The 22,378-nt window shown below is 53.5% G+C and carries 23 protein-coding genes; 4 read left to right on the top strand and 19 right to left on the bottom strand.

Annotation, left to right across the window (positions count from 1 at the left end; all coding sequences use genetic code 11):
• Positions 1–12 precede the first annotated feature (12 nt).
• Both ACUY4Q_RS17015 and tatE read left to right on the top strand, forming a co-directional pair.
• On the top strand, positions 13–801 hold the full coding sequence (locus tag ACUY4Q_RS17015) for a deaminated glutathione amidase (protein WP_458043892.1): 789 nt from the start codon (positions 13–15) through the stop codon (positions 799–801).
• A 125-nt stretch (positions 802–926) separates the two neighbouring features.
• Entirely contained in the window at positions 927–1,127 is a 201-nt protein-coding gene (gene tatE / locus ACUY4Q_RS17010; RefSeq protein WP_458043891.1) for a twin-arginine translocase subunit TatE, read from the top strand.
• Between the two features lie 74 nt (positions 1,128–1,201).
• On the opposite strand, the gene lipA is transcribed toward tatE, so the two are convergent.
• The 11 genes from lipA to ACUY4Q_RS16955 all read right to left on the bottom strand — a co-directional run bounded on the left by lipA (position 1,202) and on the right by ACUY4Q_RS16955 (position 11,969).
• Positions 1,202–2,167 (bottom strand): lipoyl synthase, encoded by a 966-nt coding sequence (gene lipA, locus ACUY4Q_RS17005; RefSeq protein WP_458043890.1) that lies wholly within the window; start codon positions 2,165–2,167, stop codon positions 1,202–1,204.
• A 209-nt stretch (positions 2,168–2,376) separates the two neighbouring features.
• A complete protein-coding gene (locus tag ACUY4Q_RS17000; protein WP_458043889.1) occupies positions 2,377–3,330 on the bottom strand; it encodes a YbeF family transcriptional regulator in 954 nt (317 codons plus the stop codon).
• 303 nt (positions 3,331–3,633) lie between these two features.
• Complete coding sequence (gene lipB, locus ACUY4Q_RS16995) at positions 3,634–4,275, bottom strand: lipoyl(octanoyl) transferase LipB (protein ID WP_458043888.1); 642 nt, start codon at positions 4,273–4,275, stop codon at positions 3,634–3,636.
• An 87-nt stretch (positions 4,276–4,362) separates the two neighbouring features.
• A complete protein-coding gene (ybeD, locus tag ACUY4Q_RS16990; RefSeq protein WP_458043887.1) occupies positions 4,363–4,626 on the bottom strand; it encodes a DUF493 family protein YbeD in 264 nt (87 codons plus the stop codon).
• 102 nt (positions 4,627–4,728) lie between these two features.
• On the bottom strand, positions 4,729–5,940 hold the full coding sequence (gene dacA, locus ACUY4Q_RS16985; RefSeq protein WP_458043886.1) for a D-alanyl-D-alanine carboxypeptidase DacA: 1,212 nt from the start codon (positions 5,938–5,940) through the stop codon (positions 4,729–4,731).
• Between the two features lie 137 nt (positions 5,941–6,077).
• Positions 6,078–7,259: an endolytic peptidoglycan transglycosylase RlpA gene (rlpA, locus tag ACUY4Q_RS16980; RefSeq protein ID WP_458043885.1), complete on the bottom strand. Its 1,182-nt coding sequence runs from the start codon at positions 7,257–7,259 to the stop codon at positions 6,078–6,080.
• Positions 7,260–7,269: 10 nt separating this feature from the next.
• Positions 7,270–8,382, bottom strand: coding sequence for a peptidoglycan glycosyltransferase MrdB (gene mrdB, locus ACUY4Q_RS16975; RefSeq protein WP_458043884.1), 1,113 nt, complete (start codon positions 8,380–8,382; stop codon positions 7,270–7,272).
• Positions 8,383–8,384: 2 nt separating this feature from the next.
• Complete coding sequence (gene mrdA / locus ACUY4Q_RS16970; RefSeq protein WP_458043883.1) at positions 8,385–10,286, bottom strand: peptidoglycan DD-transpeptidase MrdA; 1,902 nt, start codon at positions 10,284–10,286, stop codon at positions 8,385–8,387.
• A gap of 26 nt (positions 10,287–10,312) precedes the next feature.
• Positions 10,313–10,780: a 23S rRNA (pseudouridine(1915)-N(3))-methyltransferase RlmH gene (gene rlmH / locus ACUY4Q_RS16965; RefSeq protein ID WP_041852135.1), complete on the bottom strand. Its 468-nt coding sequence runs from the start codon at positions 10,778–10,780 to the stop codon at positions 10,313–10,315.
• A gap of 3 nt (positions 10,781–10,783) precedes the next feature.
• A complete protein-coding gene (gene rsfS, locus ACUY4Q_RS16960) occupies positions 10,784–11,101 on the bottom strand; it encodes a ribosome silencing factor (RefSeq protein ID WP_458043882.1) in 318 nt (105 codons plus the stop codon).
• Between the two features lie 256 nt (positions 11,102–11,357).
• On the bottom strand, positions 11,358–11,969 hold the full coding sequence (locus ACUY4Q_RS16955) for an adenosylcobalamin/alpha-ribazole phosphatase (RefSeq protein ID WP_458043881.1): 612 nt from the start codon (positions 11,967–11,969) through the stop codon (positions 11,358–11,360).
• 103 nt (positions 11,970–12,072) lie between these two features.
• Here ACUY4Q_RS16955 and cobD point away from each other — a divergent pair, with 103 nt between their 5' ends.
• Complete coding sequence (gene cobD / locus ACUY4Q_RS16950) at positions 12,073–13,167, top strand: threonine-phosphate decarboxylase CobD (RefSeq protein ID WP_458043880.1); 1,095 nt, start codon at positions 12,073–12,075, stop codon at positions 13,165–13,167.
• On the opposite strand, the gene nadD is transcribed toward cobD, so the two are convergent.
• From nadD to leuS, 4 genes are read right to left on the bottom strand one after another with little or no spacing between them, the layout of a single operon-like run.
• Positions 13,142–13,792, bottom strand: a complete 651-nt coding sequence (nadD, locus tag ACUY4Q_RS16945) for a nicotinate-nucleotide adenylyltransferase (RefSeq protein WP_458043879.1) — start codon at positions 13,790–13,792, stop codon at positions 13,142–13,144. The genes cobD and nadD overlap by 26 nt on opposite strands.
• Positions 13,785–14,816, bottom strand: a complete 1,032-nt coding sequence (gene holA, locus ACUY4Q_RS16940) for a DNA polymerase III subunit delta (RefSeq protein ID WP_458043878.1) — start codon at positions 14,814–14,816, stop codon at positions 13,785–13,787. The genes nadD and holA overlap by 8 nt, the downstream gene beginning before the upstream one ends.
• On the bottom strand, positions 14,816–15,364 hold the full coding sequence (gene lptE / locus ACUY4Q_RS16935; RefSeq protein ID WP_458043877.1) for an LPS assembly lipoprotein LptE: 549 nt from the start codon (positions 15,362–15,364) through the stop codon (positions 14,816–14,818). Before lptE ends, holA begins: the two co-directional genes overlap by 1 nt.
• Positions 15,365–15,378: 14 nt before the next feature.
• A complete protein-coding gene (gene leuS / locus ACUY4Q_RS16930; RefSeq protein ID WP_458043876.1) occupies positions 15,379–17,961 on the bottom strand; it encodes a leucine--tRNA ligase in 2,583 nt (860 codons plus the stop codon).
• Between the two features lie 225 nt (positions 17,962–18,186).
• On the opposite strand from leuS, the gene ACUY4Q_RS16925 reads away from it, so the two are divergent.
• Positions 18,187–18,669: a zinc ribbon-containing protein gene (locus ACUY4Q_RS16925; RefSeq protein ID WP_458047371.1), complete on the top strand. Its 483-nt coding sequence runs from the start codon at positions 18,187–18,189 to the stop codon at positions 18,667–18,669.
• Between the two features lie 505 nt (positions 18,670–19,174).
• Here the strand turns inward: ACUY4Q_RS16925 and rihA are convergent.
• The 4 genes from rihA to gltJ form a co-directional block, all read right to left on the bottom strand.
• Positions 19,175–20,116 (bottom strand): pyrimidine-specific ribonucleoside hydrolase RihA, encoded by a 942-nt coding sequence (rihA, locus tag ACUY4Q_RS16920; protein WP_458043875.1) that lies wholly within the window; start codon positions 20,114–20,116, stop codon positions 19,175–19,177.
• A gap of 119 nt (positions 20,117–20,235) precedes the next feature.
• On the bottom strand, positions 20,236–20,961 hold the full coding sequence (locus ACUY4Q_RS16915; protein WP_458043874.1) for an amino acid ABC transporter ATP-binding protein: 726 nt from the start codon (positions 20,959–20,961) through the stop codon (positions 20,236–20,238).
• The gene (gene gltK, locus ACUY4Q_RS16910) at positions 20,958–21,635 is read right to left on the bottom strand and encodes a glutamate/aspartate ABC transporter permease GltK (RefSeq protein ID WP_458043873.1); all 678 of its coding nucleotides are present in this window, start codon (positions 21,633–21,635) and stop codon (positions 20,958–20,960) included. Before gltK ends, ACUY4Q_RS16915 begins: the two co-directional genes overlap by 4 nt.
• The gene (gene gltJ, locus ACUY4Q_RS16905) at positions 21,635–22,375 is read right to left on the bottom strand and encodes a glutamate/aspartate ABC transporter permease GltJ (protein WP_458043872.1); all 741 of its coding nucleotides are present in this window, start codon (positions 22,373–22,375) and stop codon (positions 21,635–21,637) included. The genes gltK and gltJ overlap by 1 nt, the downstream gene beginning before the upstream one ends.
• Positions 22,376–22,378: the final 3 nt, after the last annotated feature.

Genomic DNA, 22,378 nt, shown 5'->3' with positions numbered 1-22,378 from the left:
GGAGAAACAGAGATGATTGTTGCTGCAGGGCAGTTTGTTGTGACCCCGGACTGGCGTACCAACGCCGGGATTTGCGTGGACCTGATGGCCCGTGCCACCCTTCAGAATGCCGCCTTGTTAGTGTTGCCGGAGGCCTTACTGGCGCGTGATGATAACGATCCGCACCGGTCAGTGAACTCCGCCCAGACGCTGGATGGTGAATTTTTGCAGCTTCTTTTAGCTGAAAGCCAGCGCAACACGCTGACGACCGTACTGACGATTCATGTCCCCTCTACGCAGGGAAGGGCGGTCAATACGCTGGTGGTGTTGAGAAAAGGGAAGCTCGTTGCGCAGTATGCCAAACTGCATTTGTATGATGCCTTCAACATGCAGGAGTCGGCGCGAGTAGATGCCGGGCAAGAAATCCCCCCGCTTATTGATGTAGAAGGTATGAAAGTTGGGTTGATGACCTGTTATGATTTGCGCTTCCCGGAGTTGGCAACGAATCTGGCATTACAAGGGGCGGAAATAGTGGTATTGCCGGCGGCATGGGTGCGTGGGCCGCTCAAAGAACATCACTGGGCAACCTTACTGGCGGCGCGTGCGCTGGATACGACCTGCTATTTCGTGGCCGCAGGGGAATGCGGTAACAAAAATATTGGTCAAAGCCGGGTTATCGATCCCCAGGGTGTGACCCTTGCGGCGGCAGCGGACGCTCCGCAACTGATTTTCGCTGAGGTGACGCGCGCGCGGCTGACGCAGACGCGGGACGCATTGCCCGTATTACGCAATCGTCGCTTCGCTATGCCAACGCTGAAGTGATGTTTTTTTAAACAATGCTTGATTCATCTCGTTACAGATTGCTATTGTGTGCGCGCGCCGAATGACCGTTAATTACGTCAGGGTATAATGGCGCTTTATGCTGTGTTCTATGAAAGAAGGTATCTATGGGTGAGATTAGTATTACCAAACTGCTGGTAGTGGCCGCGCTGGTTGTTCTGCTGTTTGGTACCAAAAAACTGCGTACGCTGGGCGGCGATCTGGGCACGGCCATCAAAGGCTTCAAAAAAGCGATGAATGATGAAGATACCGCGGCTAAGAAAACCACGGATGACATCACGGCAGAAAAGCTTTCTCATAAAGAGTAAGTCTTGCTGACAGTATAAAAAAACCGGCACATTGGCCGGTTTTTTTGTCTCAAGTGTAATCGAATATTACACCATTATTTCACTTCAATGCCTTTTGCCTGCAGGTCGGCATGGTAAGAAGAGCGAACAAAAGGACCACATGCGGCATGGGTAAAGCCCATCGCCAGCGCCTCTTCTTTCATCTCATCAAACTCTTCCGGGCTCACATAACGTTGCACCGGTAAGTGGTGGCGACTCGGCTGCAGATACTGGCCCAGCGTCAGCATAGTGACACCGTGACGACGCAAATCACGCATAACTTCCACGATTTCCGCGTTGGTTTCACCTAAACCTACCATCAGACCTGATTTGGTCGGGATATGCGGATGGGCTTCTTTGAAGCGCTCCAGCAGTTTCAGAGACCAGTTGTAGTCTGCACCCGGGCGTACCTGACGATAAACGCGCGGCACGTTCTCAAGGTTGTGGTTAAACACATCAGGAGGCGTTGCAGTAAGGATATCCAGCGCACGATCCATACGCCCACGGAAGTCCGGGACGAGGGTTTCGATTTTGATGGTCGGGCTTTTTTCACGAATGGCGCTGATGCAGTCAGCAAAGTGCTGAGCACCGCCGTCACGCAGGTCATCGCGGTCAACGGAAGTGATAACCACATAACGCAGGGCCATATCGGCGATGGTTTGTGCCAGCTTCACTGGCTCATTCGCATCCGGCGTAACGGGGCGGCCGTGTGCCACATCGCAGAACGGGCAGCGACGTGTACAAATGGCACCCAAAATCATAAAGGTAGCCGTACCGTGGTTGAAACACTCAGCAAGGTTAGGGCAGGACGCCTCTTCGCAAACAGAATGCAGCCCGTTTTTGCGCATGGCTGCTTTGATACCCTGAATACGGGACGAGTCAGCCGGAAGTTTTATTTTCATCCATTCCGGTTTTCTCAACAGCGCTTCGCGCTCTGTTGCCACATTCTTAACCGGGATAAGAGCCATTTTATCGGCATCGCGGTACTTAACACCGCGTTCCATCACAATGGGTTTACTCATAGCGTGCGTGTTCCAGTTGCGGATAACGAAGTAAGTGATTCAATTCAAGGGAATGTTGTATTTATCAACTATTTTTGAATTCACGGCGAGCAGTATACCATTGATGAGGGGGAGAAAGCAGCCTGACAACGGGGCAAAATGTAAAATAGTTGTTGTTTTGCACCAAATGCCCAGAGAGCATGCGTCGTTTTGCCAGGCCAGGTTGAGCGCTAGAATGCCCGACGGATAACGTTAATCACGTTTTCCAGCACCGGGTCGCGCAGGCTCAACTTATTGTAATAGAGCGAGATATCAAGGCGTTCATTGCTGACAGGCGGAAAATCTATCTCAGCTAATGGCCAGCAGGCGCTGAAAAGTTTAAACAACCGCGTTGGCATTAATCCCAGCATATCGCTGTTGCCGATGAGTGCTGCAATGGTAAACATATTGTAACTGCTAAAGCTTACCTGACGTTCGGGGAAGAGATCCTGCACGCGCTGACGCAGCCCGCTCAGATTTTGACCCTCCATCATTAAAAGGGTGTGATCGTAATGCTGTAGCACATCCTCATTGATGGTCGAACGCAAGCAGGGGTGACCCTGGCGGCACACTAGCATCAGTCTGTCGGTATAAAGCGCATGATGATTGAGCGTTCGGGCGGTCGGGATATGGGTATCAATGACAAGGTCGGTCTGGAATTGGCTGAGCTGATTTTCCGCATCATGAATGGGGATATTACGCATAAGTAAATGCGGCGCCGCCTCTTTGATTGCCTTCCAGATTACGGGAATAACGATGGCACCAAGGGAAGGTGGGGTACCAATGGTAATGGTGCGTTGTTTGTCGTAACTCCCCGTCAGATCCAGGGCGCCAAGAATAGATTCCAGGCCCTGGCTAATATATTCGTGCAAATGCGATGCATAGGCGGTGGGCGTCACCCCTTGCCCCTTCCTGATAAATAGTGGGTCAGGAAATATTGTGCGCAATTTTTGAATAGATTGGCTAATAGCAGAAGGCGTGAGATTAAGCACTTTAGCTGCATTTACTATCCCTTTTTGCACATATACGGCCTCAAAGATAGTCAACAAATTGAGGTCAATATTGCGTAACGTGCGGAAGATTTGCGGCTTGTCTTCTTCGGGGCGTGCGGTTATTCGCTGTTCCGACGGGTTATTATAATCCACGCTTTTACTCCGTAATCATTCACATAACGAATGATAGTTGAATTTATTTTTGTGGTGACGAATTTTGGGAGGTGCTTGTCCATCGCATATCATCATTATGAATGTTTTACAGGAAGATGCAGCATCTTGTGCATAAATTTAATTCAGAATCTCTAAAGCCCTCTAAGCAGGGGGTTACCTGGCGGAGTGAATAATTCCAGGCGGACAGCGAAAATAAAAAAATAAAATATATTTTCAAACGTGAAGGTTGCGGGCGGAAATATACCGCGGCCCAACAGCGTGTGGGCCGCTCTGCGTTATATATTAAGCAGCAGTATATTCATGAGGTGGATTGTTTAGCAGCGCTAAAAGCTTATCCAGCAATATGGGTCTGAGTGTGTCTATATTCACCGCAGGCTGGTAATGACTGACCTGGGTCATTTCCATCCCCGCATAGCCGCAGGGATTGATGCGTAAGAAGGGAGCAAGATCCATATCGATATTCAGTGCCAGCCCGTGAAACGAGCAGCCTTTACGGATGCGCAAACCCAGGGAGCAAATTTTCTTTCCCTGAACATATACGCCCGGGGCATCTGCGCGAGGATAAGCTTCAATGCCAACCTCAGCCAGCGTGTTAACCACGGTCTGTTCGAGCAAGGTGACCAGTTCGCGCACGCCAAGCTTACGTCGCTTGAGGTCAATCAGCACATACATGACCTGCTGACCAGGGCCATGATAGGTGACCTGACCACCGCGATCGCTTTGCACCACCGGAATATCGCCCGCTGCCAGCACGTGTTCAGCTTTGCCAGCCTGACCCTGAGTAAATACCGGATGATGCTGCACCAGCCAGATTTCGTCCTGCGTGGTATCGGTGCGCGTATCGGTAAAGTCGTGCATTGCCCGGGAAACGGGATCGTAGGGTTGTAAACCCAGATTACGGATTAGGATTGTATCCTGAGACAAAACAGCATCTCCGGGAGAAGAAAGGGTGCGGGGAGTATATCACAGAGAGCGGTGTTACCCAGCGCGTGCCGGATAACACCTGACAGGTTACAGAACCATGCGGACGATTTCGATATTGCCCAGTTCTTCGTAAAGCGTTTCAACCTGCTCGATATGCGTTGCGTTGATGGTGATGGATACCGAGTGGTAATTGCCTTTGCTGCTCGGTTTTATCTGCGGAGAGTAATCACCGGGCGCATGGCGCTGTACCACTTCAACCACCAGATCAACCAGCTCTGGTTTCGCCAGACCCATCACTTTGTAAGTAAAGGGAGTCGGGAATTCAAGCAGTTCTTTGAGATTGGTTTTCATGTCAGCTCCGGCGTAAAAATAATAACTCCTGCCAGAGGGGCAGGAGTTTATTGAGATGCTTAGTATATGGGGACGAAGATCACACTTTCAAGTGCCCGATCTTTAGCCGAACCAGTGGTGGAACATCAATTTAATGTAATCAATGATTTTGCCGAAGAAATTCCCTTCCTGGATTTCCTGCAGCACGACCAACGGACGCTGTTCAACGGTTTTTCCATCAAGCTGGAAGTTGATGGTGCCTACAACCTGGTTTTTTTGCAGCGGCGCATGCAGTTCGCTGGTGGTCAGTACATAGCTGGCCTTCAGGTCTTTCATACGGCCGCGCGGGATGGTCAGATAGACGTCTTTATCAACGCCCAGTGAGGCGCGATCGCTGTCGCCAAACCAGGCGGGTTCAGAGGCAAACTCTTTACCGGCTTTGATTGGGCTAACGGTTTCAAAGAAGCGGAAGCCCCAGGTCAGCAGTTTTTTGCTCTCGGTTTCACGGCCTTTGAAGGTTCTGCCGCCCATGACGGCGGAGATGAGGCGCATTTGACCTTCGGTCGCAGAAGCGACCAGGTTGTAACCCGCTTTGTCAGTGTGACCGGTCTTGATGCCATCCACGTTCAGGCTGTTATCCCACAACAAACCGTTACGGTTTGTCTGACGGATGCCGTTAAAAGTGAACTCTTTTTCTTTATAGATGGTGTATTCGTTAGGTACGTCACGGACCAGCGCCTGACCAATCAGCGCCATATCACGTGCAGAGCTGTACTGACCGTCTGCGTCCAGGCCATGCACGGTCTGGAAGTGAGAGTTCTTCAGGCCCAGGGCATTAACGTAGTTGTTCATCAGACCAACAAACGCATCCTGGCTACCGGCGACATAGTCCGCCATCGCTACGCAGGCATCGTTACCCGACTGAAGGTTAATACCGCGAATAAGCTGGGAAACCGGAACCTGCATGCCCGGTTTCAGGAACATCAGAGAAGAGCCACGGAATACCGGGTTGCCGGTTGCCCAGGCATCGTTACCGATGGTCACCAGGTCGGTGTCTTTGAATTTACCCGCTTTCATGGCCTGACCGATGACGTAGCTGGTCATCATTTTCGTCAGGCTTGCTGGATCGCGACGGGCGTCGGCGTTCTGTTCTGTCAGCACCTTACCTGAGTTGTAATCAATGAGGATCCAGGATTCTGCGTCGATCTGCGGCGCACCAGGAATCATGGTTTTAATATTCAGGTCGTCGGCATGAGCGGCACCGAGAGTGGCCGCGGTCAGTGCCGTGGTGAGCGCCAGGCGCTGTACGAATCGAGCGGAGAAAGTGGTCTTCATGGTCTGAACAACGACATCCGTGATGGAGTTAAAAAAAGTGCCTTACTATAGCAAAAGCTATACGGGCAGGCATCCGACTTTCCGCATGATTTGTTAATACGGTTGACGTAACTTGACAATGTCGGATGCCTAATCCTTTACTGCGCGCCGGTCACAAATGACTGTAACTGCGCCTCGCTTTGCAGGCGTTGCTGCAAGCGACTGGCATCGGCTTTATTGGTAAATGGCCCCAGCTGTATGCGCCAGACAGCACCATTTTGCACGACACGGCCCGGCACGGAGAATTGTTGAGCCAGGCGCTGCTGGTATTGCTGCGCGCGGGTCTGATCGCTGACCGCGCCCACCTGAACCATATAACTCCCCGTGCTTGCAGCGGCAGTGGGGGCCGACGCTGCCGGCGTCACCTGACCCTGAGTGGAACCTGGGGCGGTAACCGGTGCAGGACGAGTGACCGGCGCAACAGCCGCAGGTTGAACCGTGGCGGCAGGCGCTGCGGTAGCAGCAGGGGGTTCATTTCCCTCAAGCACGCCAGAGGCCAGAGGCGCAGGCGCGCCTAAGAAACCACCGCCGTTGCTCGTGGTCGCGGCCGGTGCGGAGACGGGGGCATTATCGCCTTGATCGGGCTGCGCACCCATTTGCGGGCTGTCATCAATCGTTCTTACCGGTGCCTGCGGCTGTGGCGCCTGAGCCGGTGAGGAGACACTGCCCATTCCACCACTCAGATCCGGACGTGCCGGCAGAGCGTAGGTCTGTTTGGCGACAGTCGTACAGGCCATACCGGGGCCAGACATACTGCCGTCCTGGGCCACAATGATCGGGTCAATACGGACTTTCGTGTTATTCGATGTGTTCAGGCGATCCGCAACGGTACGCGACAATGAGATGACGCGGTCATTGCCGTACGGGCCTCGATCGTTAATACGGACGACCAGCATGCGGCCGTTCGCCAGGTTGGTGATACGCACGTAGCTCGGAATCGGCAGCGTCGGGTGCGCAGCCGTCAGCTGCGTGGGATCGAAGGCTTCACCACTGGCGGTTAAATTACTGCCCGGTTCGGCGTCATAAATGGCGGCAAAGCCCGCCTGACTGAATTTGGACGGATCCTGAACAATTTTGTAGCGCTTGCCGTCACGTTCATAGTCCTGATTGACGGAGGGATTCAGCGTTTCGAAACGAGGTTCGGCACCGGTAATTTCAACGACCGGACCGTTACATACCGCAGGTTGCGGCGCAACGATCGTCTGTTGTTGACCATCATCACTTGAACATGCCGCCAGTAATCCAGCCGCTATACAGACTCCAAGCCATTGCTTTCGCATTGCGCACCTCTTATACGCTTTTTGACAACATTTTCCTGTGGGTATGGATAGACATCACAATTCCAAACCCGGCCATCAGCACTATCAGCGCTGACCCTCCATAGCTCACCAGCGGCAACGGTACGCCCACCACCGGTAAGATACCACTCACCATACCAATATTAACGAAAACATAGACAAACAATATCAGCATCAAACCGCCCGCCATGACCCGGCCAAAGGTGGTTTGTGCCCGGGCCGCAATCCACAAACCGCGCATGATCAGCAGTACGTAAAGCGCAAGCAGAATCAGAATGCCCACCAGCCCCAGCTCTTCGGCAAGCACGGCAAAAATAAAGTCCGTGTGGCGTTCAGGTAAAAACTCCAGTTGTGACTGGGTACCATGCAGCCAGCCTTTACCGCTCAGGCCGCCCGAACCAATGGCAATTTTAGACTGAATAATATGATAGCCTGCGCCCAGCGGATCGGTTTCCGGATCGAGCAACATCATCACGCGCTGGCGTTGATAATCGTGCATCAGGAAGAACCACAGGATGGGAATAAACGCGGCAATCAATACCACCGCCACGCCAATCAGACGCCAGCTCAGGCCAGATAAAAACAGCACAAACAGACCGGAAAGGGCAACCAGAATTGAGGTGCCAAGGTCAGGCTGCGCGGCCACCAGCAGCGTCGGCATAAAAATTAAAACCAGCGCAATCGCGGTATTTTTTAAAGACGGTGGACAGACATCGCGGTTAATAAAGCGCGCAACCATTAAGGGTACGGCGATTTTGGCGATCTCAGAGGGTTGAAAGCGGACAATGCCTAAATCCAGCCAGCGCTGGGCCCCTTTTGATATGGCACCAAAGGCGTCAACGGCAACCAGCAGTATCACGCAAATAACGTACAGATAGGGTGCCCAACCTTCGTAAACCCGCGGCGGAACCTGCGCCAGTACCACCATCGCGATGAGACCCATGGCAATCTGCCCGACTTTACGCTCGGTCATACCAATGTCCTGACCACTGGCGCTCCAGATGACGATGGCGCTGTAAAACAGCAGGGCCAGGATTATCAGCAAAAATGCCGGGTCGATATGGATTTTATCCCAGAACGATTTCTTGTTCGGATTATCCGTCATGGTTATTGGTCCTCTGCGGCGACCGACGCCGGGTTTTCCGTCGGCAGGTCGGTGTTGTTATCGCCAAGCATAATATGGTCAAGGATCTGGCGCATGATGGTACCCACCGCCGGACCCGCACCGCCGTTTTCAAGAATCATCGCAACGGCAACCTGAGGATGATCGTAAGGGGCAAATGCCGTCATCAGTTTATGGTCACGCAAACGCTCCGCGATGCGGTGTGCGTTGTAAGTCTCGTTGGCTTTCAAGCCAAACACTTGTGCGGTACCCGATTTGGCGGCAATTTTATAAGGTGCGCCCGCAAAGTACTTATGACCGGTACCGTTGGCGCGGTTGGCTACGCCGTACATACCGTCCTTTGCAATTTCCCAGTAGCCGGAATGAATATCGCCTACCGGTTTCTGTTCTTCTTGTTTCCACGGTACCTGCTTGCCATCCTGCAACGTGCTCTGCAACAGATGTGGGACTTTGACGACCCCGTCGTTGATAAGAATCATCATCGCCTTGTTCATCTGTACCGGCGTCGCGGTCCAGTAGCCCTGGCCGATGCCGACCGGGATGGTATCGCCCTGGTACCAGGGTTTTTTGAAGCGCTTCAGTTTCCATTCACGGGTTGGCATGTTACCGGAGCGCTCTTCCGCAAGATCGATACCGGTGTACTCACCGTAACCGAATTTACTCAGCCATTCGGACAGGCGATCGATACCCATGTCATAAGCAATTTGATAGAAGAAGGTATCCGCAGATTCTTCCAGCGACTTGGTAATATTAAGGCGGCCATGTCCCCATTTCTTCCAGTCACGATAGCGTTTTTCGGAACCCGGAAGCTGCCACCAACCTGGGTCGAAGAGCGTGGTATTGCGGGTAATCACACCGGTACTGAGTGCCGAAACGGCGACATAGGGTTTGACCGTCGAGGCAGGCGGGTAAACGCCCTGGGTGGCGCGGTTGACTAACGGTGTATTCGGATCGTTCAGCAGGGCGGAGTAGTCCTTGCTGGAAATACCATCCACAAACAGGTTCGGATCGTAGCTTGGCGTAGACACCAGCGCCAGGATGCTGCCGGTACGTGGATCGGTCACCACTACCGCTGCACGACTGCCTTGCAGCAGCGTTTCGATATACTGCTGAAGTTTAAGATCAATGGTCAGGTAGATGTCATTACCGGCCTGCGGAGGCACTTCTTTTAACTGGCGAATCACGCGCCCGCGGTTGTTTACCTCAACTTCTTCGTAACCGGTCTGGCCGTGAAGCATGTCTTCGTAATAGCGCTCAATACCCAGTTTGCCAATGTCGTGCGTGGCGGCGTAATTGGCGAGCTTACCGTCTTTATCCAGTCGTTCGACGTCTTTATCGTTAATTTTGGAAACATAGCCGATCACGTGGGTCAACGCGGAACCAAAGGGATAATAACGTCGCTTATAGCCTTTGACTTCGACACCGGGGAAGCGGTACTGATTAACGGCAAACCGCGCGACCTGAATCTCACTTAAGTTGACTTTTACCGGGATCGAGGTGAAACGGTGCGAACGTGAGCGCTCTTTTTTAAAGTTGGCGATATCGTCATCCGTTAAATCCACCACATCACGCAGCGCATTCAGGGTCTGTTCAACGTTATCAACCTTCTCCGGCATCATCTCAATCTGGTAGATCGTGCGGTTGAGCGCCAGCGGTGTGCCGTTGCGATCGTAAATTATGCCGCGGCTGGGGGGGATCGGCACCAGCTTGATCCGGTTTTCATTCGAACGCGTTTGATAATCGGCGAAACGGACGATTTGCAGATTATAGAGGTTTGCGATGAGCACGCCGGTGAGCAGCAAAATCCCCAAAAAAGCGACTATCGCCCGGCGCACAAACAGCGCAGACTCAGCCGAATAGTCGCGAAAAGAATTCTGTAATTTCATCCGCTGCTTAGTTTACCTGGTCTTGATTACTCACGATGATAAGGATGGTTGGTCGTGATGCTCCATGCACGATAGAGGCTTTCCGCAACCAACACGCGCACCAGCGGGTGAGGAAGCGTTAACGCAGAGAGTGACCAGCTTTGTTCTGCCGCTGCTTTACAGGCGGGGGATAACCCCTCAGGACCACCAATAAGCAGACTGACGTCGCGTCCGTCCTGCTTCCAGCGTTCCAGTTCATTCGCCAGCTGCGGCGTATCCCAGGGTTTCCCGGGAATATCGAGGGTGACAATACGGTTTTTGCCTGCCGCAGCAAGCATTAACTCACCCTCTTTGTCGAGAATACGTTTGATATCTGCATTTTTACCGCGTTTTCCGGCGGGAATTTCCACCAGCTCAAAGGGCATATCTTTGGGAAAACGCCGCAAATATTCAGTAAAACCCGTCTGTACCCAGTCCGGCATTTTGGTGCCGACGGCGACCAGTTGCAGCTTCACGCATTAGCCCCAGAGTTTTTCCAGCTCGTACAGGCCACGGCTTTCTGCCTGCATAACATGGACAATGACATCGCCCAGGTCTACAACAATCCAGTCTGCAACCGTTTCGCCTTCCACACCTAATGGCAACATGCCCGCAGCGCGTGATTCCTGAACCACATGGTCGGCAATAGACATGACGTGGCGAGAAGAGGTGCCCGTACAGATGATCATACAGTCGGTGATGCTGGATTTACCGTGAACGTCGATCGCAACGATGTCCTGACCTTTCAGGTCATCAATTTTGTCGATAACAAAATCCTGGAGTGCTTTACCCTGCAAGTGTTCCCCCTGGGAAAAAGAGTGATGGTATTAATAAATGGCCCGGCATTATACCTGAACTGCAGCCATTTTCGGGACAAAAGCCCGGCTGGTCGTACGAAGTGGGCTATCATCCCACCCCTGGCACGAGATTGCATCGCCATTTTTGTAAAACAATTTCTACGAAGCTGACGATGGCGGTGCGGAGGATAACAGCCTGCTTGCCCGTGTCAATGACCAGCGTGCGTTGGCGTCAGTAAGGGCGAGAAAATAGTGTTTATTCTTCAGATTCCCATACTGCACGGCTGTTTAGCACACGCAGGGTCGCAAAATCATCATGAATATCAATAACGCTCCAGGTGCCCTGATCGACACGAAAATGCCAGAGTGATGACGCAGGCATTTTGAGTAAGGTCGCAATCAGTAAACTGAGCACGCCCTGATGGCTCACGATAAGGATATTTTCTGACGCCGACCAGGTGGGCAGTTGCGCAATAAAGCGCTGCACCCGGGCTGAGAAAGCCTGAAAACCTTCACCATTGGTCGGAACCGCGTTCTGCCAGTCCGTACACCAGGCGGCGTAGCTTTCCGGATCTTCTCTTGTCAGATCGCGATGATGGCGCATCTCCCAGTCGCCAAAAAACATTTCGTTGAGCAACGGCGTGGTGTGGGTGGGAATATCCCGCGCGTGTAGTGCCAGTCGCGCGGTGTGCTGCGCGCGTTCGAGTTCGCTACAAAGCACCTGGTCAAAAGGCACCTCTCGCAGCAGACGGTGCAGGGTATGGGCCTGAGACACCCCTTTTGCTGTCAACGGCGTTGGGGAATGGCCGCTGTAAAGACCGGCGACATTTGCATCGGTCTCGCCATGACGAATAAGCCAGAGTCGCATTTTTTACTCCCGTGCTGATTTCTGGACAAAGTTTATCATCGCCCCCACATTGGTGAGGCTTTTTTCGTTTAAGATAGCCTCTTTTAGCGGAGCAAAAGGGAAGATGGCTTTATTTCACAGCGCGCACGGAGGCAATATCCGTGAGGCTGCCTCTGTATTGGGTATTCCAGCCGAAAGTCTGTTGGATTTTAGTGCAAATATTAATCCGGCCGGCATGCCTGATTCACTCAAGCGCGCTGTTCTGGAAAACATGGCCGTGGCTGAGCGATACCCGGATCCTGCGTATCATCAACTCCATCAAACGCTGGCGGCGCATCACCAGGTCCCGGAAAGCTGGGTACTGGCGGGTAACGGTGAAACGGAATCTATTTTTGCCCTCGTCAATGGGCTTCAGCCACGCCGGGCGATGCTGATTACCCCCGGCTTCGCTGAATATCGCCGTGCGCTACAACTGGCCGGGTGCGACTGCGTCGATTATGCGCTTTGCGAAGAGGATGGCTGGCAACTCACAGCCTCAATTCTCGATGCCCTGACCGGCGGTATTGATTGTCTTTTTTTATGTACGCCGAACAACCCCACCGGCTTGTTGCCTGACGAGTCGCTATTGCACGCTATTGCTGCACGTTGCAGACAGTTGAATATCACCCTGGTGCTGGACGAAGCGTTCATGGATTTTCTCTGCGATCGCGACGGTTTTATTCCTCACCTTGCGAGCAATCCCCACATCTGGGTCCTGCGTTCCCTGACCAAATTTTACGCTATGCCCGGTTTGCGCCTGGGTTACCTGGTGAGCAGCGATGTGGCAAAGGTTGACCTTATGCGTGAACGGCAGATGCCATGGTCGATAAATGCTTTTGCGGCGCTCGCCGGTGAGGTGGTGTTACAGGACCGCGATTACCAGCAGGCGAGCTGGGCGTGGCTGCGCACGGAAGGCCCACGCCTGTATCGTGCACTGCAAAAGGTGAGGGGATTGCATGTCTGGCCGGGCGTGGCGAATTATCTGTTTCTGCGTTGCGATGTAACGGGGCTTGATTTGCAACGCGCGCTTCTGGAGAAACAGATACTCATCCGCAGTTGTGCAAATTATCCGGGTCTGGATGAACGCTATTATCGTGTGGCGGTACGAAGCGCCGTAGAAAATGATGCCCTGATTGCCGCGATGGAAAGTGTGTTTAACGATACAAGCGCTGACGTGTAATGTAATCCAGAACCGAAGAGGGCAGGAGGTCATCGCAGGCCTCTCCCTTTTCCAGTCTCTCGCGAATCACTGTCGCAGAAATGTTGAACCAGGGCGTCTCCGCCAGGTAAATTTTACCTGAAGGTTGCGCATGAAGGTCATCGGCATTGTGCGTCAGATGGGCCTCCATCCACAGTTGATCTTTCTCCTCCGCCATTGTGAGTGGATAACCCGGACGGCGGCAGACGATCAGATGGCTGTTATCAAGAATGGTCTCGTACTCATGCCAGGTCGGGAAAGTCAGTAAAGAATCCTGGCCGATGATGAAAGCCAACGACCGCGCCGGGCCTTGTTCATCACGCCATTCCCGCAACGTTTGCGCGGTATATGAGGGCGATGAGCGCTTCAGTTCACGCTCATCCAGGGCAAACAGGGGCTTATCCTGAATCGCCAGGGCCACCATCTCTTTGCGCTGTTCGCTGGTGGCTTCGGGTTGTGGGCGATGAGGAGGAACATTGTTGGGCATAATAATCACCCGTGAAAGCCCGATCTGATTGGCCAGCGCTTCCACGGGTTTCAGGTGCCCAAAGTGCACGGGATCGAAGGTACCGCCAAAGAGTGCCTGCAACTGCTTCATATCAACCATCAATAAAAACGTCAGCCAGTGCCTTATGACAGAGTAGCAGAGAAAGCCCTTCCAGCTCAGCCCAGACAGACTGACCATAATCCTGCTTAACAATCAGCTCGATTCGCCCGAGCAACTGTACCGCCTGACGGAGCTGATCGTGACTCAAACGCTGGAGCGCCTCTCCGGTAATACCCCGGCGGTTTTGCCAGACGCGATGCTTGTCGAACAGCGTCCGTAACGGCGTGTGGGCCGACTGACGCTTTAAGGTAACCAGCAGGAGCAGCTCTCGTTGAACCGTGCGCAGCAAAATGACCGGTTCACAGGCTTCCAGCCTGAGCTGGCGAAGCACATGCAACGCGCGCTTACTCTTTCCGGCGAGCAGCGCATCGACCCAATGAAATGGGGTAAAGTGGGCCGCATCGTTTACCGCCTGTTCAACGCGCGGCAGCGTCAGTTTGCCGTCCGGGAAGAGCAGTGCCAGTCGTTCCAGAGCCTGAGCCGCAGCCAGCAAATTGCCTTCATAGCAGTAGCAAAGCAGCTGATTAGCCGCATCGTCTAATTGAAGATTGTTCTGTTTGGCACGCGCGGCGACCCAGCGCGGCAGATTCGCCTGTTCGGGCGTCTGACAACTGACAGAGACGCTGCGGTTAGCCAGGGCAGTAAACCATGCGGCATTCTCTTGCGCTTTGGTCAGCTTATTACCGCGTACAATCAGAATCAGATCCTCATGCAGCAAGCTGACTAACAGAGCCAGCCGTTCATTCATGGCGGCGTTGGGGCCATTTTCAGGAAGCTGAAGGGTAAGCGTCTGCCGACTGGCGAAGAGACTGAGTGCCTGACAAATAGAATAGAGCGCATCCCAGTCGGTACTGGCATCCACGGTAAAGGTGTGATGTTCGATAAAACCCTGCGCTGCGGCTTCCTGGCGCACCCGATCCTGACTTTCCTGCAACAAAAGCGGGTCATTACCGAGGAGTAAATACGCGGCGCGCAGCCCTTCTTTGAGCTGCGCGCCGAGTTGTTCCGGATACAGCTTAAGCATCAGCTACCCGGTGTCTTCGCAACAGCGGGTGACGTTGCGGCTTTATCACTATCAGCGGCGTGAACGCTGGGCAGTTTGCGAATCAACTGCTCTGCCGCTTTTTCGTACATTTCCTGCATAATGATGCTTTGCTCTGCATCTTTTGCCAGCGCCGTCTGCGGGTTATCGAAGAACGAGCGGTAAACTTTGGTGTTGAGCGGGTAAATATCGTGACCCGGAATCAGCACGCTGGCGTTAACCGTCAGTACCAGTTGATATTCCGCTGTACGGCCATCCTGGAAAATCGATGCGGTATCACGTGCAAAGGTGGCATTGCCCAGACGAAGTGAAGGCACGTCTTTACGCAGTGACCCTTTCTCAACCAGTTCGACACCGTTCAGGCGCAGCTGATTGCGCACCGCGCGGCTAAGCGGGCCATTAGGATCTCCTGAATCGAAGATCATTGTTTTCATTTCGGAAGGCACTTGCGTCGTATCACGCAAATGCCAACCACAGCCAGCGGTGAGTAACACCGCCAGCGATAACAACCATGTTGCCAGATGTCGCACGCTTCCTCCCGCGCTTAGCCAACGACCAGATTAAGCAGTTTGCCCGGAACGTAGATCACTTTACGCAGGGTAACGCCATCAAGATATTTTGCTACCAGAGGTTCCTGGCCTGCACGTTCACGAACCTGTTCTTCGGTTGCATCAACCGCCACAGTAATTTTACCACGCACTTTGCCGTTTACCTGGACAACCACCAGGGTGGTGTTTTCCACCATTGCAGCCTCGTCGGCAACCGGCCACGGCGCGTTATCGATGTCGCCTTCGCCTTTCAGCTCCTGCCACAGGGTAAAGCACACGTGAGGGGTGAACGGGTTGAGCATACGCACGACCGCAAGCAAGGCTTCCTGCAGCAGCGCACGATCCTGCTCGCTTTCCTGTGGGGCTTTCGCCAGCTTGTTCATCAGCTCCATGATCGCAGCAATCGCCGTATTAAACGTCTGACGACGACCGATATCATCGGTGACTTTAGCGATAGTTTTGTGAACATCACGGCGCAGGGCTTTTTGATCTTCATTCAGTGCAGCCACATCCAGTTGCGCTGAGGCACCCTGTGAGCTGAGTTCGTAAACCAGTTTCCAGACACGTTTCAGGAAGCGGTTTGCACCTTCAACGCCTGACTCCTGCCATTCCAGGGTCATGTCTGCTGGTGATGCGAACATCATGAACAGACGAACGGTATCCGCACCATAACGTTCAACCATTTCCTGCGGGTCGATACCGTTGTTTTTCGACTTGGACATTTTGCTCATGCCGGTATACACCAGCTCATGACCTGCCTCGTCTTTCGCTTTGATGATACGACCTTTTTCGTCGCGCTCAACGATAGCTTCTTTCGGAGAAACCCAGTTACGCTCGCCGCTTTCGCCAACGTAGTAGAAGGCATCCGCCAGCACCATACCCTGGCACAGCAGCTGTTTAGCCGGTTCGTCGGAGTTGACCAGGCCCGCATCACGCATCAGCTTATGGAAGAAGCGGAAGTAGAGCAGGTGCATGATGGCGTGTTCGATGCCACCAATGTAAATATCAACCGGCAGCCAGTAGTTGGCCGCTTTCGGATCCAGCATACCTTCCTTGTGCTGCGGGCAGGTATAACGCGCATAGTACCAGGACGATTCCATAAAGGTATCGAAGGTATCGGTCTCACGCAGTGCTGGCTGACCGTTAACGGTGGTTTTTGCCCACTCAGGATCGGCTTTGATCGGGCTGGTAATGCCGTCCATGACCACATCTTCTGGCAGGATTACCGGCAGTTGATCTTCCGGCGTTGGCACCACGGTACCGTCTTCCAGGGTCACCATCGGGATCGGCGCACCCCAGTAACGCTGACGGGAAACGCCCCAGTCACGCAGACGATAGTTTACTTTACGCTCACCCACACCTTGCGCTGCCAGCTTGTCAGCAATGGCGTTGAAACCGGCTTCGAAGCTCAGACCGCTAAATTCACCGGAGTTAAACAGGGTGCCTTTTTCGGTCAGCGCCTGCACAGTCAGATCGGGTTCAGAACCGTCGGCGGCCAGAATAACGCCTTTGATCGGCAGGTTATATTTGCTGGCAAATTCATAGTCGCGCTGATCGTGACCCGGAACGGCCATCACTGCGCCGGTACCGTATTCCATCAGCACGAAGTTAGCGGCCCAGACCGGAATCTCTTCACCGGTCAATGGATGAACGGCTTTAAAGCCGGTATCCACACCCTTCTTCTCCATCGTGGCCATGTCGGCTTCGGCCACTTTGGTGTTGCGACATTCGTCGATAAAGGCGGCCAGCTCAGCATTGTTTGCGGCGGCTTTCTGCGCCAGCGGGTGACCCGCGGCAACGGCCAGGTAGGTCGCGCCCATGAAGGTGTCCGGGCGGGTGGTGTAAACGGTCAGCGTTTGGTCGTAGCCGTTAACGTTGAAGGTGATTTCTACACCTTCAGAGCGGCCAATCCAGTTACGCTGCATGGTTTTTACCGTGTCAGGCCACTGATCCATATGATCGAGGTCATTCAGCAGCTCTTCAGCGTAAGCGGTAATTTTGATAAACCACTGCGGGATCTCTTTGCGCTCAACTTTGGTATCGCAGCGCCAGCAGCAGCCGTCGATAACCTGTTCGTTCGCCAGGACCGTTTGATCGTTCGGGCACCAGTTGACGGCAGACGTTTTCTTGTACACCAGACCTTTTTTATACAGCTCGGTGAAGAACTTCTGTTCCCAACGGTAGTATTCCGGCGTGCAGGTAGCCAGCTCGCGGCTCCAGTCATAACCAAAGCCCAGCATTTTCAGCTGGTTTTTCATGTACGCGATGTTGTCGTAGGTCCACGGGGCCGGAGCGGTATTGTTTTTTACCGCAGCGCCTTCTGCCGGCAGGCCAAACGCATCCCAGCCAATAGGCTGGAGGACGTTTTTGCCAAGCATACGCTGGTAGCGAGAGATCACGTCACCGATGGTGTAGTTACGTACGTGCCCCATGTGTAGTCGACCAGAAGGATAGGGAAGCATCGACAGGCAGTAATACTTCTCTTTGCTCTCGTCTTCAGTTACTTCGAAGGTGCGCTTCTCTTCCCAATGAAGCTGTACTTTGGATTCTATCTCTTCCGGGCGATATTGCTCTTGCATGGCAGCCAGTGGTCCTGTTTTCGATACGGCTACAAATGTAGCGTTATTTCGTGGTTTTTCAGATCCGCATAGCATAGCCCAAACGCCAACGTCAAAACAGCCTTTCGCACATTAAGCCCGAGAAAAGCGCAGACCTGAATTTACGCACTCTGTGGGGTAATTGACAAAGCGAGCAGAAAATAACGTCTATCATTAGAACAGGTTAACGACCCGGGAGAAGAAATGATGAACAAGGTTGCTCAATTTTACCGCGAACTGGTAACGACATTAACGGAACGTTTACGCAATGGTGACAGGGACATTGATGCACTGGTGGAACAAGCCAGGCTCAGAGTCAGCCAGACCGGGGAGTTAACGCGTACCGAAATTGATGAGCTGACGCGGGCCATTCGTCGCGATCTGGAGGAGTTTGCCCGCAGCTACGAAGAGAGTCAGGACGAAGTCACCGACAGCGTTTTTATGCGCGTGATTAAAGAGAGTCTCTGGCAGGAGCTGGCGGACATCACGGATAAAACCCAGCTTGAGTGGCGGGAGGTATTCCAGGACCTTAACCATCACGGTGTTTACCACAGTGGCGAAGTGGTGGGACTCGGTAATCTGGTGTGCGAGAAGTGCCACTTCCATCTGGCGATTTACACCCCGGATGTACTGCCGCTGTGCCCGAAATGCGGGCATGATCAGTTCCAGCGCAGGCCCTTTGAGCCCTAGCAGAACGCAAAACGGCAACCTCAGTTGCCGTTTTTAGTGTTTGCTCCCTCTCCCCGTGGGCTGAGGGATCCCTAGTAATATTACGTATTACAGCGATAACACTGCGCAATGAGAACACAATAGTCACCGCGATGACTGGGTCCGGCTGAAAATCGACGAAGCGTATCCGTAAGGCCGGGGCGACGCGCAGGGATGCGCGGCGAGGGCGACTTTACAGGGACGTTACCTTCGCCCGCCCCCGATAAGCCTGAAGGCATACGCTAAGTGGACCGCGCCAGCGGCGATTTTCCTGGCCGGGAGCCCGGGTCGCCAGGGCGGTGGCGGTGAACCGCCCTGGCACGTTCACGGGTTCTGGCGCTACAGAAAAGCAAGGAACATAAGGTGAACGGAATGACCATCAGAGCCGCATGTTTCCCCTCACCCTTGCCCTCTCCCCAAAGAGGAGAGGGGACTGTCCGTGCTCGTATTATTTTGTGGGGATCTCTCAGCCGCGTGGGAGAGGGCATCAGGCCGCACTGTAGAATGTCAAACGGTCCGCCAGTAAATCCACAAACCCTTCGCGATTCACATCTGTCATCACGGTTGCGTTTGGCCTGTTCCCGGTGAGGAAATAGTAATCCACCACCGTCATTCCCTGTGTGTATTTTCCTTGCGTTTCCACCCCGACCCAGCGATCTACGGTGGTAAAAATTTCCGGCTTCAGTAGCCAGGCAATGGTGCACGGGTCGTGTAACGGTGCGCCGACAAACCCCCATTTCTCCTGCTTGTGGTACTCCATAAAGAAGTCGAGCAGCTCTGCCACAATGGTAGAGATGGGGTTACCAATCGCACGAAAACGGCTGATATCTTCGGCATGAATCTGCGCCCGGTGGGTGACATCCAGCCCGGCCATGACGACCGGAATGCCCGACTGGAAGACGATTTCCGCCGCTTCGGGATCAACATAGATATTGAATTCAGCCGCCGGCGTCCAGTTACCGAGTGACATGGCACCGCCCATGATCACGATACGCTTAATTTTGCAGTGCAACTCAGGATGGCCGTTGAGTAACAGCGCCACGTTGGTCTGAGGACCGGTGGAAACGACGGTGACAGGCACGGAAGATTCACGCAGCACCTTGGCCATCAGTTCTACCGCCGTACAACCCTGCGGGCTGAAAGCGGGATCCGGCAGTGCAGGCCCGTCCAGCCCGCTTTCGCCATGCACGTTATCGGCAATGATGAGTTCGCGCATCAGCGGTTTGACGGCCCCGCCCGCAACCGGAATATCGGTACGCTTTAATAACGTCAGCATACGCAGTACGTTGTTCAGCGTTTTATCCGGCGTCTGGTTACCGGCAGAAGAGGTAATGGCTTTGACATCGAGTTCAGGTGAGGCCAGGGCGAGAACGATGGCGATAGCGTCGTCATGACCCGGATCGCAATCAAGAATAATGGTCTGGACCATAGCAACTCCTTGTTAGCATTGAATGTGTGACAAGGGTAAGGCGTTGCTGAAATTCAGACGAGAAGCGAAAAGTTAAAGCGTGATGAGACGCGCATTCTTGCGAATGCGCGTCGACAGGATCAATGCAGAATTTTAGCGAGGAAGTCTTTCGCACGGTCGGACTGCGGATTGGCAAAGAAGGCCTCTTTCGGCGAATCTTCGACAATTTTCCCTTCGTCCATAAAGATGACCCGGTTCGCCACTTTACGGGCAAAGCCCATTTCGTGGGTCACTACCATCATGGTCATCCCTTCGTTAGCGAGTTCGACCATGACGTCCAGGACCTCGTTGATCATTTCCGGATCGAGTGCAGAGGTAGGTTCATCGAACAGCATCGCAACCGGATCCATGCAAAGCGCACGGGCAATGGCCACACGCTGTTGCTGCCCGCCTGAAAGCTGCGACGGGAACTTATTGGCATGGGCGGATAAACCCACGCGATCCAGCAACTTCAGCCCTTTCTCGCGGGCGGCGGCTTTGTCGCGCTTAAGGACTTTCACCTGCGCCAGCGTCAGGTTTTCGATGATCGACAGATGCGGGAACAGTTCAAAATGCTGGAATACCATGCCGACACGAGAACGCAGTTTGGCCAGATCGGTTTTTTTATCGTTCACCGGCGTGCCGTTGACCTCAATATTCCCTTTCTGTACGGGTTCCAGGCCATTGACCGTTTTGATCAGCGTGGATTTTCCCGAGCCAGACGGCCCACAGACCACCACCACTTCACCTTTTTTCACTTCGGTGGAGCAATCGGTCAGCACCTGAAAGTGACCATACCATTTAGAAACATTTTTCAGGGTAATCATTGAACTGTCCTTCTTTTCAAATAGCTGACCAACAATGAGGCACTCAGGCTAATAGCAAAATACACGGCGCCGGCAAACAGGATCATTTCGACCTGGGTTCCGTCACGTTCACCAATCGTAGAGGCGGTACGGAAGAAGTCGGCAAGGCTCAGCACGTAAACCAGGGAGGTATCCTGGAAGAGGACGATCCCCTGCGTGAGCAGCAGAGGCACCATTGCGCGAAACGCCTGCGGCAGAATAATCAGTTTCATGGATTGCCAGTGCGTCATCCCTAATGCCAGGGCGGCGCTGGATTGGCCACGGGAGATGCTCTGAATACCGGCACGGATAATTTCAGAATAGTAGGCTGCCTCGAACATAGAGAAAGCGACCATCGCAGAAATCAGGCGGATATCTGATTTCGGTGACAGGCCGAGCACGTTTTGCAGCAGTCCGGGCACGATCAGATAAAACCACAGCAGTACCATCACCAGGGGGATGGAACGGAAAACGTTGACGTAGACTTTTGCAAACCAGGCGATGGGGGCAAAGCTGGACAGGCGCATAACCGCCAGCAAAGTACCCCAGACAATGCCCACGATCACGGCGGTCACGGTGATTTTCAGGGTGATCACCAGCCCTGCCATTAGATAGGGCAGCGAAGGGACGATTGAACTCCAGTCGAACTCGTACATTATTTGCCTCCCATGTTGCCTGGCAGGCGAATTTTGCGTTCAACCAGGTTCATCACCAGCATGATAACGGCGTTAATCAGCACATAGGCGAGGGTGATGGCAGTAAAGGATTCCCAGGCGTGCGCCGAGTAATCCAGCAGCTTACCGGCCTGAGCGGCCATATCCACCAGCCCGATGGTGGAGGCGATGGCCGAGTTTTTGACCAGGTTCATCATCTCAGACGTCATTGGCGGCACAATCACGCGATAGGCATTAGGAAGCAGCACATACCGGTAGGTTTGCGGCAGCGTCAGCCCCATGGCCAGCCCGGCATTCTTCTGACCGCGCGGCAACGACTGAATGGCGGCACGCACCTGTTCGCAGACGCGGGCGGCGGTAAACAAGCCTAAGCAAATCATCGACGAGAGGAAGAACTGAATATTGGGATCTAACTCCGCTTTAAACCACATACCCAGATCTTCCGGCAGCAGTTCAGGCACCACCAGATACCAGGTGAAGAATTGTACGATGAGGGGCACATTACGAAACAGTTCTACGTAAAGGGTGCCAATCCCTGATAAGAAGCGATTGGGCACGGTGCGCAGAATACCAAACAGCGAGCCAACCAAAAAAGCGATAATCCAGGCGGTAATCGACAGCGCGATGGTGACCTGAAAACCACTCCACAGCCAGCCAAGATAGGTGGTGTTGCCGAACGGGGCTTGTTGCAGGAAGATTCCCCAGTTCCAGTCTATGGACATAAA

The organism is Phytobacter cepae, from assembly GCF_054165735.1.
Note: the sequence above shows the minus strand (reverse complement) of the source record. Positions and strands in the feature narration are given on the sequence as shown.